Annotated in this window: 13 protein-coding genes and 1 pseudogene; all 14 read right to left on the reverse strand. The window is 53.6% G+C overall.

Annotated elements, in window-relative coordinates:
• Positions 1–4: 4 nt before the first annotated feature.
• Entirely contained in the window at positions 5–1,633 is a 1,629-nt protein-coding gene (locus IPQ00_10585) for an NADH-quinone oxidoreductase subunit M (GenBank protein ID MBL0241003.1), read from the reverse strand.
• Between the two features lie 78 nt (positions 1,634–1,711).
• On the reverse strand, positions 1,712–3,940 hold the full coding sequence (gene nuoL, locus IPQ00_10590; protein MBL0241004.1) for an NADH-quinone oxidoreductase subunit L: 2,229 nt from the start codon (positions 3,938–3,940) through the stop codon (positions 1,712–1,714).
• A gap of 9 nt (positions 3,941–3,949) precedes the next feature.
• Complete coding sequence (gene nuoK / locus IPQ00_10595; GenBank protein MBL0241005.1) at positions 3,950–4,255, reverse strand: NADH-quinone oxidoreductase subunit NuoK; 306 nt, start codon at positions 4,253–4,255, stop codon at positions 3,950–3,952.
• Positions 4,256–4,261: 6 nt separating this feature from the next.
• The gene (locus IPQ00_10600; protein MBL0241006.1) at positions 4,262–4,828 is read right to left on the reverse strand and encodes an NADH-quinone oxidoreductase subunit J; all 567 of its coding nucleotides are present in this window, start codon (positions 4,826–4,828) and stop codon (positions 4,262–4,264) included.
• Between the two features lie 4 nt (positions 4,829–4,832).
• Positions 4,833–5,957 carry an NADH-quinone oxidoreductase subunit NuoH gene (nuoH, locus tag IPQ00_10605; protein ID MBL0241007.1) on the reverse strand — a complete coding sequence of 375 codons (1,125 nt, stop codon included), beginning with the start codon at positions 5,955–5,957 and terminating at the stop codon, positions 4,833–4,835.
• A gap of 9 nt (positions 5,958–5,966) precedes the next feature.
• Positions 5,967–8,243, reverse strand: coding sequence for a molybdopterin-dependent oxidoreductase (locus tag IPQ00_10610; GenBank protein MBL0241008.1), 2,277 nt, complete (start codon positions 8,241–8,243; stop codon positions 5,967–5,969).
• A 160-nt stretch (positions 8,244–8,403) separates the two neighbouring features.
• Positions 8,404–9,780, reverse strand: a complete 1,377-nt coding sequence (locus IPQ00_10615) for a hypothetical protein (protein MBL0241009.1) — start codon at positions 9,778–9,780, stop codon at positions 8,404–8,406.
• The gene (gene nuoF, locus IPQ00_10620; GenBank protein MBL0241010.1) at positions 9,780–11,042 is read right to left on the reverse strand and encodes an NADH-quinone oxidoreductase subunit NuoF; all 1,263 of its coding nucleotides are present in this window, start codon (positions 11,040–11,042) and stop codon (positions 9,780–9,782) included. Before nuoF ends, IPQ00_10615 begins: the two co-directional genes overlap by 1 nt.
• 54 nt (positions 11,043–11,096) lie before the next feature.
• Positions 11,097–11,483, reverse strand: a complete 387-nt coding sequence (locus IPQ00_10625) for a nuclear transport factor 2 family protein (GenBank protein ID MBL0241011.1) — start codon at positions 11,481–11,483, stop codon at positions 11,097–11,099.
• Positions 11,484–11,485: 2 nt separating this feature from the next.
• Positions 11,486–11,962 (reverse strand): NAD(P)H-dependent oxidoreductase subunit E, encoded by a 477-nt coding sequence (locus IPQ00_10630; GenBank protein MBL0241012.1) that lies wholly within the window; start codon positions 11,960–11,962, stop codon positions 11,486–11,488.
• 67 nt (positions 11,963–12,029) lie between these two features.
• A complete protein-coding gene (gene nuoD, locus IPQ00_10635) occupies positions 12,030–13,250 on the reverse strand; it encodes an NADH dehydrogenase (quinone) subunit D (GenBank protein ID MBL0241013.1) in 1,221 nt (406 codons plus the stop codon).
• Between the two features lie 83 nt (positions 13,251–13,333).
• Positions 13,334–13,810: an NADH-quinone oxidoreductase subunit C gene (locus IPQ00_10640; GenBank protein MBL0241014.1), complete on the reverse strand. Its 477-nt coding sequence runs from the start codon at positions 13,808–13,810 to the stop codon at positions 13,334–13,336.
• 12 nt (positions 13,811–13,822) lie between these two features.
• Complete coding sequence (locus IPQ00_10645) at positions 13,823–14,278, reverse strand: hypothetical protein (GenBank protein ID MBL0241015.1); 456 nt, start codon at positions 14,276–14,278, stop codon at positions 13,823–13,825.
• Positions 14,278–14,924: pseudogene (locus IPQ00_10650) on the reverse strand (NADH-quinone oxidoreductase subunit B). Before IPQ00_10650 ends, IPQ00_10645 begins: the two are co-directional and overlap by 1 nt.
• Positions 14,925–14,931 lie beyond the last annotated feature (7 nt).

Raw genomic sequence — 14,931 nt, forward strand, 5'->3', positions numbered from 1 at the left:
AAAGCTACTTTTCAGCCTTCGGAACTACCAGCGTCGTCGGTGGCGCTCCTGCGTGATCGATCACACCGCCCGCCTGGCCCATAACCCTTTCCTGTAGAGCCCTGATCGCCATTTCCGAACGCTTCAGAAACGGCTTGGGAAACACGCCCATATAGACCATCAGTGCCAACAGCGGGATCATCAGCCCGATCTCTCGCCAATTCAGGTCAGCGAGGCTGCGATTTTTTTCGTGCGTGATCTTGCCGAAAAATATCCGCTGAACCATCCACAAAAGGTATACAGCCGCAAAGATCACGCCCGTTCCCGCAAACATCGTCGCGACATAATTCCAATTAACGCTCGCCGTGACGCTCAGAGCGTGTGAGCCGAACATTCCGATCATTATCAGAAACTCGCCGACAAATCCGTTGAGGAACGGCAGTCCGATCGATGCCATCGTCGTAATGACAAACAGCGTCGCATAGGTCGGCATTGGGTTTGCCAGGCCGCCAAATTCGCTGATCGCTCGCGTGTGACGGCGTTCGTATATAAATCCAACGAGGATGAACAGTGCTCCGGTCGTCACACCGTGGCTCAGCATAGTAAACAGTGCTCCCTGCATTCCCGATTCCGTAAACGAGAACATACCGAGCACCACAAATCCCATATGGGCAACCGATGAATACGCGACAAGGCGCTTCATATCGGGTTGGACCATTGCGACCAGGGCTCCGTAAATGATGCCGATGATCGCGAGGATTATAAATAGCCAGGCCCATTCACGGCTTTGATCCGGAAAGAGTGCAAAGTTGAAACGCATCAACCCGTACGTTCCCATTTTCAGAAGTATTGCTGCCAGAATGACCGAACCGGCGGTCGGTGCCTCGGTATGAGCGTCGGGCAACCAAGTGTGAAACGGAAACAGCGGCACTTTGATCGCAAAGGCGAGGGCAAACGCCATAAAGAGCAGCGTGCCTGCATTTGCCAATGGTCCGCTAAAGCTCAGTTGCCCAAGCTTCATCGTATTCATCAACGTGACGAAATCAAAGGTCCCGACGCCGGTCGCATCTGCGTGTATGTAATACAGTGCGATAATCGCCACCAGCATCAGCAAACTTCCCAATGCGGTAAAAATAAAGAACTTGACTGCAGCGTAGATGCGGTTGTCGCCGCCCCAGATACCGATCAGGAAAAACATCGGTACAAGTGATGCTTCGAAAAATAGGTAAAATACCAATAGATCGAGCGACACAAATACGCCGATCATCGCACTCTCGAGCAGTAGCAAAAAGATATAAAACGCCGTCGCACGCTTGGCCACAGCATTCCAGGACGAGATGACCGCGATCGGCATTATAAACGTCGTCAGGATCACGAGCCAGAAACTCAGTCCGTCAACACCGACGTGATAATTCGTATTTATAGCCTTGATCCAAGGTACGTTCTGCTCAAAGAAAAAACCGCTAGCTCCGGCAACCGCCGACTTTGAAAAAAGTGCGAGCGACAGCAGAAAATTAAGCACGGTAAATCCAAGCGTGACCCACTTGAGCTGACTTTCCTGCTTCCAAAACGTCTGGTGAGCAAGCGTCAGCACTGCGCCGATGACCGGCAACAGGATCAATATCGTCAAGAGATTTTGATTAATGAGATCCATTTAATTTGTTAGCCGTTGGTCGTCCGTTATTCGTTAAAAGGGCCCGGAGGGCCGCAACGAACGATGATCAACGAACCACTAACTCACAAGTTTCAAACCGTAATAAATAAAATAACCGAGCACGACCATCGCTCCGAGCAAGATGATCGCGGCATAGCTTCGGATAAATCCGACCTGCAGTTGCCTGACCACGCCGCCAAACTCCATCACGAAGTGGCCGATGCCGTTAACGATACCGTCGATAAATCCGACATCAAAGCCTTTCCAGAGCCCGTTTCGCGAAAAATTGGTCAACGGATCGACGATGTAACCGTTATAAAGCTCGTCCAGACGCCACTTTTGCTCAAGGATCTTGGGCATAGCGCGAAGCGGATTGCTCTTAAATAGTGCAAAGCCAATGCCGATACCGACAAATGCCAGTACCGTGGACAGCAGTGCCAACCACCGTTCCTTTGCGACCACCTCGGGCGAGTGGGTTTCGTGATCCGCTGCCGCCGTTTCTGTTTTCGCTGACTCCGTATTCTCGTGTTCTACGGGCGGCGTTGTCGCCGACGCCGGCAGTGCGTGAACCTCGTGTCCACCCTTTGCCGCCTTAGCGATAACGGGATCGAGCACGTGCTCAAACGCATTGATGTCGCCCGCCCCAAATAGCGAACTCATCGCGTACGGAATACCGACCAGGCCGCCGACCGTTGAAAGTATCGCCAGAGCGATCAGCGGCACGGTCATCGACCAAGGCGATTCGTGCGCCTTAAAGTCCGCCGGCAGAGCGTGATGCTCGTCGTCGTCGTCCGCCCCGTTGTCCGCAACACTCAAGTCTGTCGAACTGTGATCGTCGTGACTGTGGGCGTGCTCTTCGCCGGGCAATGCGTCGTGAAAGCGCTCCTTGCCCCAGAATGTCATAACCATCATTCGGGTCATGTAGACAGCCGTCAAAACAGCCGTCAGAGTCGCCACCACCCACAAGAATTCATTGCCTGGAAATGCACCGCCGGGAAAGTAGTTGTCGGCGGCAAAGGTCTTGTAGAGAATTTCGTCTTTTGAAAAGAATCCTGCCCAGATCGGGATGCCGCAGATCGCCAGCCAACCCGCCGCCATCGTTATAAACGTGATGGGCATATGTTTTTTAAGATTGCCCATCTTTCGCATATCTTGCTCGTGGTGCATTCCGTGAATGACCGAGCCCGAACCAAGGAACAGCAGTGCCTTAAAGAATGCGTGCGTCATCACGTGAAAGATCGCGACAACAAATGCTCCGACACCCGCGGCCAGGAACATAAATCCAAGCTGTGAGACTGTCGAATAAGCCAGAACCTTTTTAATATCGTTTTGCGCTATCGCGATCGTTGCCGCGAGAAGTGCAGTTGCCGCACCGATCACTGCCACGATCCACATCGCAGTCGGGGCAAATTGATAGATCGCGTTTGCACGAACGACAAGATAAACACCGGCTGTGACCATCGTCGCCGCGTGGATCAGGGCCGAAACCGGCGTCGGGCCGGCCATCGCGTCCGGAAGCCAGGTCAGCAAAGGTATCTGAGCCGATTTACCTGTCGCTCCGATAAAGAGCAGGACAGCTGCCGAGGTCAATCCGCCGGCGAAGATCGCTCCCCACGTAAAGGGGTCGGCACCCATATGCTGGATGATGAAGGTGAACGCACTCTGCACCTGTTGGCCATCGACGACCTTGTCGTAGAACGAGATCGAGCCCGTGAGCGTAAAAATGAGAAATATACCCATCAAAACGCCCCAGTCACCGATGCGGTTCATTACAAAAGCTTTCTTTGCAGCCTTACGTGCCTCGTCCTTTTTGATGTAGAATCCGATCAAAAGATATGAGCAAAGTCCTACGCCTTCCCATCCGACGAACATCAGGAGGAAATTATCCGCCAGAACGAGCGTCAGCATTGCGAACATAAAGAGGTTCAGGTACGCAAAGAAGCGGTAAAACCCCGGATCGCCCTTCATATAGCCGGTCGCGAATATGTGGATCAGCAAGCCGACAAATGTTATAAAACAGGCATATATGGCCGACAGATGGTCCATTCCGAGCCCGAAGTCAGCCCGGAAATTCCCTACCTGTATCCACGTCCAGATCTGATCGAGTACGGGCTTGTCGATAAACAAAGCTCCGCCATCGGCGACAAACGCTATGTAGAACGCCACCGCGCACGACACCACGATCGAGCCGCACGCCACAGCACCGCTAAACAACTCGTTCTTGAGCCGGCCGCCGATCAGCCAATTGATCACGGCACCGGCCAGCGGGGCAAAAATAATTAAGCTTAAAAGGTTATTTTCAGTCATTAGCTGCGACTAATTCCTCATAATACTTGCGTCATCGACGTCGACCGACTGTTTGTTTCGGAAAAACGCAATGAATATACCGAGCCCGACGGCGGCTTCGGCGGCGGCGACCGACATCACCATAAACACGAAAAGCTGTCCGGTCACATCGCCGTAATATCGTGAAAATGCCACGAATGTCAGATTTACGGCATTGAGCATCAGCTCGATGCACATAAACATCCCGATAGCGTTGCGTTTGAAAACAACGCCGACCGCTCCGATCGTGAACAATACTCCTGAAAGTGCCAGATAACTGGCTAAACTTGGTTCCATTTTCGTTTAGATCAGAGGCTTTTCTTCGTGCCTCAATTCAAGTTCGTTATCGACGACCAATTCGAGCTTGGGCTGACTGAATCGTCTGACAAGGATCACCGAACCGATGATCGCCATCAGCAGCATCACTCCGACTATCTCCACCGGCAGCAGATACTCCGTGTACATTGCCTGGCCGATGCTCAGTGTCTTACCTACCGTTTGTGCCTGATCCGACGCAATGTTCGGAGCCCGCATCACCGCGTAGTAGATAAAGAACGTCTGAGCCAGCAGCAGAACTCCGAGCCCGCCGCCGAATGCCCAAAGATACTTGAGCCTGTCTTTCGTCGGCTCTTCGTCAAGATTGAGCAACATAATGACAAAGACGACCAACACCATTATCGCTCCGGCATAGACCAGGATCTGCACGGCCGCGATGAACGGTGCCGCCAGAGTCACATAAATGCACGCGAGCGAAATGAAAACACCAACCAACGAGATCGCGCTAAAGATCGGATTTCGGTGATATACCATCGAGATCGCAAAAGCGATCGCGAGGCCGGCAAATACAAAAAATAAGGCTGTCGACACCATAATGCTAGCTATTCAAGAAATAGACCACGATGATCGTCAAGACGACGTTTGCCAACGCGACCGGAAGCAGAAACTTCCAACCAAAGTTCATCAACTGGTCAAAACGGAATCGCGGAAGCGTGCCGCGAACCCAGATATAGAGAAATAGAAACGCACAGATCTTAACGACAAATGCCACAACGCTGATCAGTGCATACGGGATCGAACCGGGTTCGACCAGATGGCTAAGGCCCGGGACATACCAACCACCGAGAAATAGTACGGTACACATCATTGATACCGTAAACATATTCACGTACTCGGCCATAAAGAACAGTGCGAATTTGAGTGACGAATACTCGGTATGAAATCCCGCCACCAACTCCGTCTCAGCCTCCGGCAGGTCAAATGGGGTGCGGTTTGTCTCAGCAAAAGCAGAGATCAAAAACACCACGAAACCTATGAACTGCGGGATGATAAACCAACGGAACGGCGAATGTATCTGAGCGAAGACGATGCCGTTCAGATCCAGAGTGCCTGAGAGCATCACAACGCCGAGAACGGATGCTCCCATCGCGAGTTCGTACGAGATCATCTGGGCCGACGAGCGGAGGCCGCCCATCAGCGAATATTTATTGTTCGACGACCAACCCGCGAGAGCGATGCCGTAAACACCGACCGACGTGATTCCGAGCACGAACAGCACGCCGACATCGATCTGTGAGATGGTGAGCGGCATATTCCTGGCTTGTTCGGCGACCCATACGGTGACATCGCCGACATAGGCAATACCTGAAACGTACGGCACCAACCACCCGAGCGGATCAGCGATACGCGGCCCGAAAGGGTACACGACCATCGGCATCAACGCACAGGTCAGAGCCACGAAAGGGGCCAGAAAATAGACAAATTTCGTCGATTGATCGGGCGTCAGGTCTTCCTTAAAAATGAACTTCAACAGGTCGGCGAACGGCTGGAATAATCCCCAGGGGCCGACGCGGTTTGGGCCCAAGCGGCCCTGCATCCAGCCCAAAAGCTTTCGTTCGGCGAGCACCGTATAGGCGACGACCATCATCACACCGCCAAAGGCGGCTCCGATCGCAGCACCGAAGACCAAAAACGGAAATACAGTTTTGATAACAGATTCCATAACAAAAAACTATTTACCGACCAACGACCTGTCGGCGGCACCGACCTCGGCCGAATCGGCCAAATCCTCATCCAGCGGTTTGCCGTCCAGGGCAAACTGAAAGAGCGGTGATACGAGCAAATTGCCGGGCTTCGGGTTACCGTGAGCCAGCAGGTGAAATTGCTCGGTCTTGCTCGTCATCGTCGTCAAACGATGAAGTTTGTGCCCGACTCGCGGCGTTTCGGTAATTTTCTCGGCATCGCCGCTCATTGATTCGACACGCGCCTTAAGTGCGGTCACTGCACCTGAAACGTCAGGTGAAGCGGCGACGGCGTAGCTTGCACGGGCCGGATTCGATTCGTCCTTCAGGGCGGGGTATCGAAGCCCTTCATAGGCCGGTACGCTCTCCGCAAGTGACTTGAACACCAGCGACGCTGAAAAATCGTAGCCAAAATCAACCCCCATTTCCCTAGCGATGAGCGACGCGATGACCCAATCCGGTTTCGAACGGTGCAGAGGTTCGATCGCCTTTCGCACACGCTGCACGTTGCCGGCGTTGTTTGTAAATGTACCGTCGATCTCGGCAAAACTCGCGGCCGGAAACACGACATCCGCAAATTCAGCCGTTTCGGTCATAAACAGTTCCTGCACGGCAATAAAATCCTTGCCCGCAAGGCCATCGGTTGACTGGAGACTGCCGCCGATCAGCAAAGCCTTTGACCCGCTGACCACTTGATCGGCCGATCTGCTGCCCGGCATCATATCGTGGGCACCGACGGAATTGTTGTACTTTGCAAGCGGATGGAGCAGCACGCGGCGCCCTTCACCGGCAAATTTCGCGGCTGTCCCTGCAATAATTGCCTGAGCCTCGGCCGACAGTTCGTTACCGACCATAAAGATCACATCACCTTGAGCGTCATTGATGATCTGCCGTACGGCAACGATCTCACCGGCATCGATGCCAAGTTTGTCGGCGACGAGCGAGTCGGTCGATGGATCGGCCAGTGCCAGAGCAAAGGCGTCTGCCGTGCCCGGATTCACGTGCACGAACTGCGTTACCCGCCGGGTCAGATTGATCGGCGTATCATTTACGCAGATGAATTTTGCCCCGCCGTTTCGGACTGCTTGTCGGATCTGTTTGGCCGTGTAGGTCTGTTCTTCTTCGGGTTCGCCCCCGATCAGCACGATGACCTTGGCATAACGGATCTCCTTGTGCGTACAGAGATCGACGCTCAGGTTATCAAAGATCGAATCTAGCTTACTATCTTCCGCGACCGCAAAATTCTCCGATCCGGCTGCTTCCAGTGCAAATCGCTTGAGCGTAAAAACGCTCTCGTTGGTCAATCGCGGACTGGCAATTACGCCGACCGACTGGCCCGCTGCTTTGAAACGTTCGGCAGCGAACTTTACCGCTTCGTCCCAGGTCGCCGGGATCAGCTTGCCGCCCTTTGTATAGCGGATCATCGGTGTCTTGATCCGATCCGCGTGACCGACAAAGCCGTGTGCAAAACGGGCTTTGACGTCAAGGAATTCGCCGTTCAATCCGTTTACATACCGCTCGCGCGCGACAATCCGGTGGACTACGCCGCCGCGGGAACCGATGCTCAACTGCATACCGTCCGAACTGTAAACGTCGGTCGAAGTGATCTGATCCAGTTCCCAAGTACGTGTTTCGTGTCGATAGACACCGTCCAGAAGCGTGCCGGTCGGACAGACCTCGATGCAGTTGCCGCACTGCGAACAGTTGAGCCAACCGCCGTAAGTACCGATAACGGTGTTAGCTCCGCGGTTGCCGGCCTCGATCGCGTCCTCACCCATCCACTCGTCACAGACGCGCGTGCATCGTTTGCACAGGATGCATCGCTGCGGATCGTTGGCGATGATCGGCGAAAGATATTTTTCGGGCTGCGGGGACTTTCTTTCCGTAAATCGCTCTTCGACATCGCCCCAGTCGAAGATCACCTCTTGCAATTCGCACTCGCCGCCGCGATCACATACGGGGCAATCGAGTGGATGGTTTGCAAGCAGGAATTCGCCCATCGAGCGTTGAGCCTTTTCGACTTCTTCGCTGTCGGTGGTCACGACCATTCCGTCGGTGCAGATAATGGTACAAGACGTCTGGAGCTTGGGCATCTTTTCGATGCGGACCAGACACATTCGACACGACGCCTGTAGAGCGAGATCCTGGTAATAGCAGAATGACGGGATCGCAAAGCCATTTTCGCGGCAAACGTCGATCAGACGGGCTCCCTTTTCGACCTCGAGTTCCTGTTCGTTTATTGTGACTTTAATAAGTTCTGTTGACATCAAACTTTTCTCAAATATTGCGTTTCCGTGGCCTTTACTTCTATGCCATCGGGCGTGATATTAATCGCTGTACTAACAAAATATCGTTATCGATGAGTGCGATCCCTGACCGCTAACTTCATCGTCGTTGATCCAAAATGCCTTTCGTCGGCCGCCGCCCTCACTTCGCCACTGTTTGGCTTGGCGGAACTATCCCAAGGATTTCCATAAGATAATTTTGAATATCGGCATTTGCCGCAAGTTTATTATGCTCTTCGCAAATAAACTTGCTCGAAACCGGTTTCAATATCGACGCTCCCGTATATCGCGTCTGCGTATCGGTCTCAAGCGACCGTTTGGTTACGACACCGTCACCATTTGTGAGCATCAATTTCTTAAGCTCGTCGCTCGTGACCTTATCGCCGCTAGATTTCGAAAACGACGCGGGCTTGAACATAGTGATCCAATTATCAGTCCGCCGATCGCGCCTGAGCACTACAAGGTCGAGCGAATCGTTACAGTCGGCACCGACTATGTTGAACAAGGCCGGTGCAGTTGCGTTGAAACCCGCAGCTAACGCCTCGTGTAACCGCTTTGCCCTGGTTAACGCCGAGGCAAAAAACTGCGCTGCCAAACGCCGTTCGGCTAGCTTAAACTCCTTTGGAAAGCGTTTATCGTTGATCGCGTTCCAACCGTATCGGCTCCATTCCTTCGGGTTGTAAAGATCAACGTTGATCGGTTCAAAATTCTCATCCGTCACTCTAAATGTTCCGGGTGCCGGCAGCAACTGATAGGCCGACGGGATCGTGAAAAGATCAAATTTCGTAAGGTTTTGGACAAACGGCAAATTGATATTGATGCCGCCGATCGCAAACCCGTCGACCAGTGACCTGAGTGCCAGTGCCGACCCCTCGCTCGGTGTCCCTAGTAAAACTACTTTTTCAAAATTCTTAGCACCGGCCCAAGTCGGTTGCGGCTTTCGATTACCCGCCGGCAGGTCAACATCGCCGTACATTGCCGCATATCGAGTAATGATGCCGCCCATCGAGTGAGCAATTACGTTAAACTTCAGATCCGGCCGCTTCAGTTTGAGCTTAAGGGCAGTGATCTCGCGTATCAGCAGACGCGCATTTTCGACGTTATCCTTTCGCCAATCGTAGGGAAAAACGTAGATCGACGCTTTATCACCATCGGTTGTAGGGCTTGCCCACGACTCTTCGTGGTAACCGCCCTTGGCGATAAGTGCTTCGATCAGGCCGCCATAAACGTCTATTCGCGGAAAGATGCCGATCTTGATGCTCCGCAGAATATCGCCCCGCACAAGGGAGTCCTGCGATTTTAGGACATTGGCCGTGATCGGCAAGCGTAGATCATCGACTTTCGACCTCGGAGCCTTAAACCAGACGACCTCATTCGTCCGGCTATTTATCAATTCAGAACCGGTCAGCCCCGGAACTATTATCACGGGCAGCTTTTCCTGCCCCAGGATCGCCGCTGACAGCAGCAGGATCAAGGAAACGGCAAAAACAAAAGGTTTTATCGCCCGTCGTTGCAACATCAGATATTTGCGATGACCTCGTTACCATTCATTTTATCGGCAAGCCATTTCTTAAAATCATCCGGAAATTGCTTGATCGCACTTTGGATCGGCCACGCCGCAGCATCAGCGAGCGGACAAAAACTCTTGCCTTCCATATTGTCGCAGATGTCGAGCAGCAACTTCGCGTCCTCGGGACGCCCGCCGCCGGCAGCGATCCGGTCAAATATCTTAACGATCCAGGCCGTACCCTCGCGGCACGGTGTACACCAACCGCACGACTCGTGCTTATAAAATTCCGATAGATTCTTAGTCGATTCCATTACATCGACAGTTTCGTCCATCACGATAAATCCGCCCGACCCGACCATCGATCCGGCCACGACAAGTCCCTCGTAGTCCATTGTCACGCCTTTTCCCAAAACTTGTTCGGCGTTCATAATGTAAACGCTCGACCCGCCGGGAATGACCGCCTTTAGCTGTTTGCCGCCGCGAATGCCGCCGCAGTCTTCCATTATGAACTTTTCCATATCGGCATAGCCCATCGGAAGTTCATATACGCCGGGTTTGTTGACGTGTCCGCTGACAGACCAGAGCTTTGTGCCGCCCGATTTTTCCGTTCCGAGCTTCTGCCAGGCTTCGCCGCCCATTTCCAATATCTGGGGCACGGCGGTCAAGGTCTCGACGTTATTGACGACGGTCGGCGACGCATATAGTCCCTCGATAGCCGGAAACGGCGGCTTCATACGCGGATGCCCGCGAAAGCCCTCAAGCGAGCTCAAAAGTGCGGTTTCCTCACCGCAAATATATGCTCCGGCACCCGTATGGGTGTATATATTCATCGAAAAACCCGAGCCCATAATATTGTCGCCCATCAGGCCGGCTTCGCGAGCCTCATCCAGGGCGACATCCATTATGTCGATCAGATACTTGTACTCGCCGCGGGTGTAGATGAAGCCGGTCGTCGAACCGAGAGCAAACCCGGCGATCAGCATCCCTTCGATCAGGGCGTGCGGATCGCGCTCCATCAGATAGCGGTCCTTGAACGTCCCCGGCTCGGATTCGTCGGCGTTACAAACGACAAATTTGGTCTTCGGCGAGTCTTTCGGCACAAACGACCACTTCAAACCGGTCGGAAATCCGGCACCACCGCGGCCCCGAAGAGCCGATTTCTTGACTTCCTCAATGATATCGGCGGGAGCCATCTTGAGCGCCTTTTCAAGTGACTTATAACCGCCGGTTTCACGATAGACCTTTAGCGTATGCCCATCTTTGATGTGCATTCGCTTGAGTTGTAATGGCTCACAGCCAATTGCTTTGATTTCCATCTTGATCTCTTACCCGATGCTGTTTGCGATCACAAGCGTATCGGTGTACTGAACAAACTTAACGATCTTGCCGTCCCTGAGCGTCCACACGTGGGCGAACGGCACTGACATACTCTTGCCGGTCTTCAAATACTTGCCGGAATAGGTTCCTAGCCCAACGACCGAATCGCCGCCGTCGATGATCTGATGCGGGACGGCACTGAAACCTTCCCATTCGGTCCCGAGCCTCATAAATACATTCTCAAGCACCGCGTTCGGGCCGACATACGTTCCGCCATACATAAACCCTTCAGCCTCGGTCCACGCGATATTCTCGTCGAACGCTCCGAGAACGGCCGGAATATTGCCCGTTCCAAACGCTTCGTATACGCCGCTAATAACCACACCGTTGCTCATAATTATTTGCACCCGTCGAGGATCTTGTCCACCTTCTCGATCGTCAGGTCCTCGTGATAATCAAATCCGATCTGCATCATCGGTGCCGTTCCGCAACTGCCGAGACACTCGACCAGCGAGACGGTAAATTTGCCGTCTTCGGTCGTATCGCCGGGATGTATCCCGAGTTTGCTGCAGACGTGGTCGGTGATGTCCGGTTCGCCCATTATCTTGCACGACAGCGTCTTGCAGATCTGGATGTGATGACGCCCGACGGGCCGCAGGTCAAACATCGAGTAGAACGTAACCGTCTCCCAGACGTCAGTGACCAGCAGATCAAGGAACTTTGCCAGAAAGTTCACTCCCGGGTTATCCACCCATCCGCGCTCACGCTGGACGATAAAAAGGAGCGGGATCAGTGCCGAGCGCAGGCGGTCGGCCGGGTATTTGGCCAGATGGCCTTTCATCTCGTCGATCACTGCCGGCGAAAATTCGGCCATCTCGTCGGTAACGAGAATTTTGTCAGTAAAACTTGTTGGAGTTGCTGCTGCCATAATTATCTATCGATTATCGATCGATCTCCCCAAGCACGATGTCCAGGCTGCCGATCACGGCGACGACGTCGGCTATCATTTCGCCCTCAGCCATTACGGGCAAAGCCGAAAGGTTGACGAAACTCGGCCCGCGAAAATGCACTCGCTCAGGCTTTGGCCCGCCGTTGGATTTCATATAAACGCCGAGTTCGCCCTTGGACGCCTCGATCGCGTGATAGACCTCGCCCTCGGGTACGTTAAAGCCCTCGGCGACGATCAGGAAATGGTGGATCAGCGAGTCCATATGCTTACGCATATCATCTCGGTCCGGCAATACGACCTTCGGTGCGTCGGCTTTGATCGGGCCGGGCTTGAGGCGTTCGAGCGCCTGACGGACGATCTTGTACGACTCGACCAGCTCTCGCATACGTACCTTAAATCGCGACCAGACGTCACCCACAGGTTCGGTCGGCACTTCGAAATCGTACGTTTCGTAACCGGAATACGGCTCATCACGCCGCAAGTCAAGATCGACGCCGCTGCCGCGTAGGCTCGGGCCGGTCAATCCCCAAGCGATCGCGTCTTCCCTTGAGATAATGCCGATATTTTTTGTGCGGCTCTGCCAGATCGTGTTTCCGGTGACCAGTGTGTCAAACGTATTAAGAGCGTCCGGAAAATCCGCCAGAAACTGCTTTACGCGATTATCAAATCCCGCCGGCAGATCCATCATCAGTCCGCCGATACGGAAATAACTCGGCGTCATACGTCCGCCGGAGGCTGCCTCGATCAGGTTAAGTATCTTTTCGCGCTCTTTGAACGTAAACCAGAACGGCGTCATTGCCCCCATATCGAGGCACGACGTACCGAGCCAGACCATATGCGACGCGATCCGCTGGAGTTCGCACATCAAAACGCGGATCACCTGAGCACGTTCGGGTATCTCAATGCCCAAAAGCTTTTCGGCCGCCATCACATAAGCAAGGTTATTGCCCAGCGGGTTGAGGTAATCCATCCGGTCCGTGATGACAATGCCCTGTTGGTACTTTTTGTACTCAAAGAGCTTTTCCATTCCGGTATGGAGATAGCCGATATCGGGTATCGCTTTTATTACCAACTCGCCGTCGAGCCGCAGATCGAGACGCAAAACGCCGTGAGTCGACGGATGCTGCGGCCCCATCGACAAAGTCATTTGCGATTCGAGTGCGGTATCCAACACATCGAACTGGCTGGGTATATTTTCTACTGCAACGCTCATATTTTAGTGAATCGATAATCGTAAACCGTAAATAGTCGACCTGATCGCGATGGCTCTATTCACAATTCACGATTCACTATGTTCTATTTCATACTGTACGGCTCATAGCCGCGCAACGGATAATCCTTTCTCAACGCGTGTCCGTCAAAATCCGAGGGCAACAGGATACGCCGCAGATCCGGATGACCGGTAAATTTTACGCCGAATAGGTCATAGGTCTCCCTCTCGTGCCAGTCTGCCGTTCGCCAGACCGTCGTCACCGACTCGACGCTCGGGTCATCGTCACTTAATAAAACTTTCAAGCGAAGACGCTTGTGATGCTCGGTGCCGAAAAGATGGTAATTGACCTCAAATCGCGGTTCTTCTTCCGGTCCGCGATCTGCTCCGCAAAGGTCTGCGAGCATATCAAATCCGCTTTCATCACGGAGAAATTCGCAAATATCGACAACTGACTCGCGGGGCACAATGACCGTGACCTCGCCGTGAGCCTCGACCACTGCCAAAACCCATTCGCCGTTCTTACCCTTGATCTTTTCGACAAAATCCAAAAGAGATGCCATAGCAACTATTCCCTACCTTGACCTCGACCACTTGGCCGACCATTTACCCGCGATAACGTCCCGACCGCCCCAAGTGCCGCGGACTATGCTGCGACCGCGTCCGCTGAGATGTCCGGAGTATCGCCCGGCGGCGATATCGCCCTTTGCCCTCGCGACTCGATAACCGACGATCGTGATACCGCCATTGCCCGAGTAAAACGACGCATTAAAAAATTCGCGGCCCGAGTTGCGGCGGTCACTCGAACGCCAATCGATATATCCGCTATATGTCGCACGCACACCGTGGCGTGCTCGCGCGGCAAGCCGCATAGTACCGAGCCACTTTAGGCCCTCAACATCCTTGCCCGTTATCCGCCAAACGCCGCTTTTCGGTGCGGCGAACCGCATGCCTGTCTGCCCCACTGACGCACTCGGCAAACAGCAGAGTGCTGCGAGCAACGTAAGGGCAACAAGCAAGCGTTTGGTCATTACGAGCTCCTTCTCCGTTCGTGCTTCGAGGGCACGGAATACGGCCGCGAGGTGGCATTCTCCGCAACCTCGATCTCCATCTGGGTTTCCAGGGCAGTTCCCTCGGTCACCGGCAGCGTTCCGGGCACGATCGACTCGCGCGATTCGGTCTCAAATGTGTCGCGGCGATCCTTGACCGATTCCTTCATTATCTTGTCCTGAAGCATTGTGATCGCGTGGATCAGCATTTCGGGTCGCGGCGGACAGCCCGGGACGTAAATATCGACCGGAACGATCTTGTCCACTCCCTGAACGATCGCATAATTATCAAAAACGCCGCCGGAAGTAGCACAGGCACCCATTGAGATCACCCATTTCGGTTCCGGCATTTGATCTAAATACGCCGTAGAACCGGCGCCATCTTGCGCGACACGCGGCCTGAGACGATCATCACGTCCGCCTGCCGCGGGCTCACACGAAACGTCTCGGCACCAAACCTCGACAGGTCATTGCGCGCCGCGACCGTATTCATCATCTCGATCGCACAGCACGCCAGGCCAAAGGTCGCCGGCCACAGACTGCTCTTTCGCGCCCAATTGACGACTGCATCGAGTTTGACGGTCACCACGTCCGGCAATGATTCAAATAGTGTGTTTTCGAGACCCATTTCTTAT

It is taken from the genome of Chloracidobacterium sp. (genome assembly GCA_016720705.1).
In the GTDB taxonomy this organism is placed as follows: domain Bacteria; phylum Acidobacteriota; class Blastocatellia; order Pyrinomonadales; family Pyrinomonadaceae; genus OLB17.

Excerpts from the sequence above, each read along its gene's own strand:
- nuoH (MBL0241007.1), bottom strand. The coding sequence starts at position 5,957 with ATGGAATCTGTTATCAAAACTGTATTTCCGTTTTTGGTCTTCGGTGCT.
- IPQ00_10630 (MBL0241012.1), bottom strand. The coding sequence starts at position 11,962 with ATGGCCGAATTTTCGCCGGCAGTGATCGACGAGATGAAAGGCCATCTG.
- nuoD (MBL0241013.1), bottom strand. The coding sequence starts at position 13,250 with ATGAGCGTTGCAGTAGAAAATATACCCAGCCAGTTCGATGTGTTGGAT.
- IPQ00_10640 (MBL0241014.1), bottom strand. The coding sequence starts at position 13,810 with ATGGCATCTCTTTTGGATTTTGTCGAAAAGATCAAGGGTAAGAACGGC.
- nuoK (MBL0241005.1), bottom strand. The coding sequence starts at position 4,255 with ATGGAACCAAGTTTAGCCAGTTATCTGGCACTTTCAGGAGTATTGTTC.
- IPQ00_10610 (MBL0241008.1), bottom strand. The coding sequence starts at position 8,243 with ATGTCAACAGAACTTATTAAAGTCACAATAAACGAACAGGAACTCGAG.
- nuoF (MBL0241010.1), bottom strand. The coding sequence starts at position 11,042 with ATGCACATCAAAGATGGGCATACGCTAAAGGTCTATCGTGAAACCGGC.
- IPQ00_10600 (MBL0241006.1), bottom strand. The coding sequence starts at position 4,828 with ATGGTGTCGACAGCCTTATTTTTTGTATTTGCCGGCCTCGCGATCGCT.
- IPQ00_10615 (MBL0241009.1), bottom strand. The coding sequence starts at position 9,780 with ATGTTGCAACGACGGGCGATAAAACCTTTTGTTTTTGCCGTTTCCTTG.
- nuoL (MBL0241004.1), bottom strand. The coding sequence starts at position 3,940 with ATGACTGAAAATAACCTTTTAAGCTTAATTATTTTTGCCCCGCTGGCC.
- IPQ00_10625 (MBL0241011.1), bottom strand. The coding sequence starts at position 11,483 with ATGAGCAACGGTGTGGTTATTAGCGGCGTATACGAAGCGTTTGGAACG.
- IPQ00_10645 (MBL0241015.1), bottom strand. The coding sequence starts at position 14,278 with ATGACCAAACGCTTGCTTGTTGCCCTTACGTTGCTCGCAGCACTCTGC.
- IPQ00_10585 (MBL0241003.1), bottom strand. The coding sequence starts at position 1,633 with ATGGATCTCATTAATCAAAATCTCTTGACGATATTGATCCTGTTGCCG.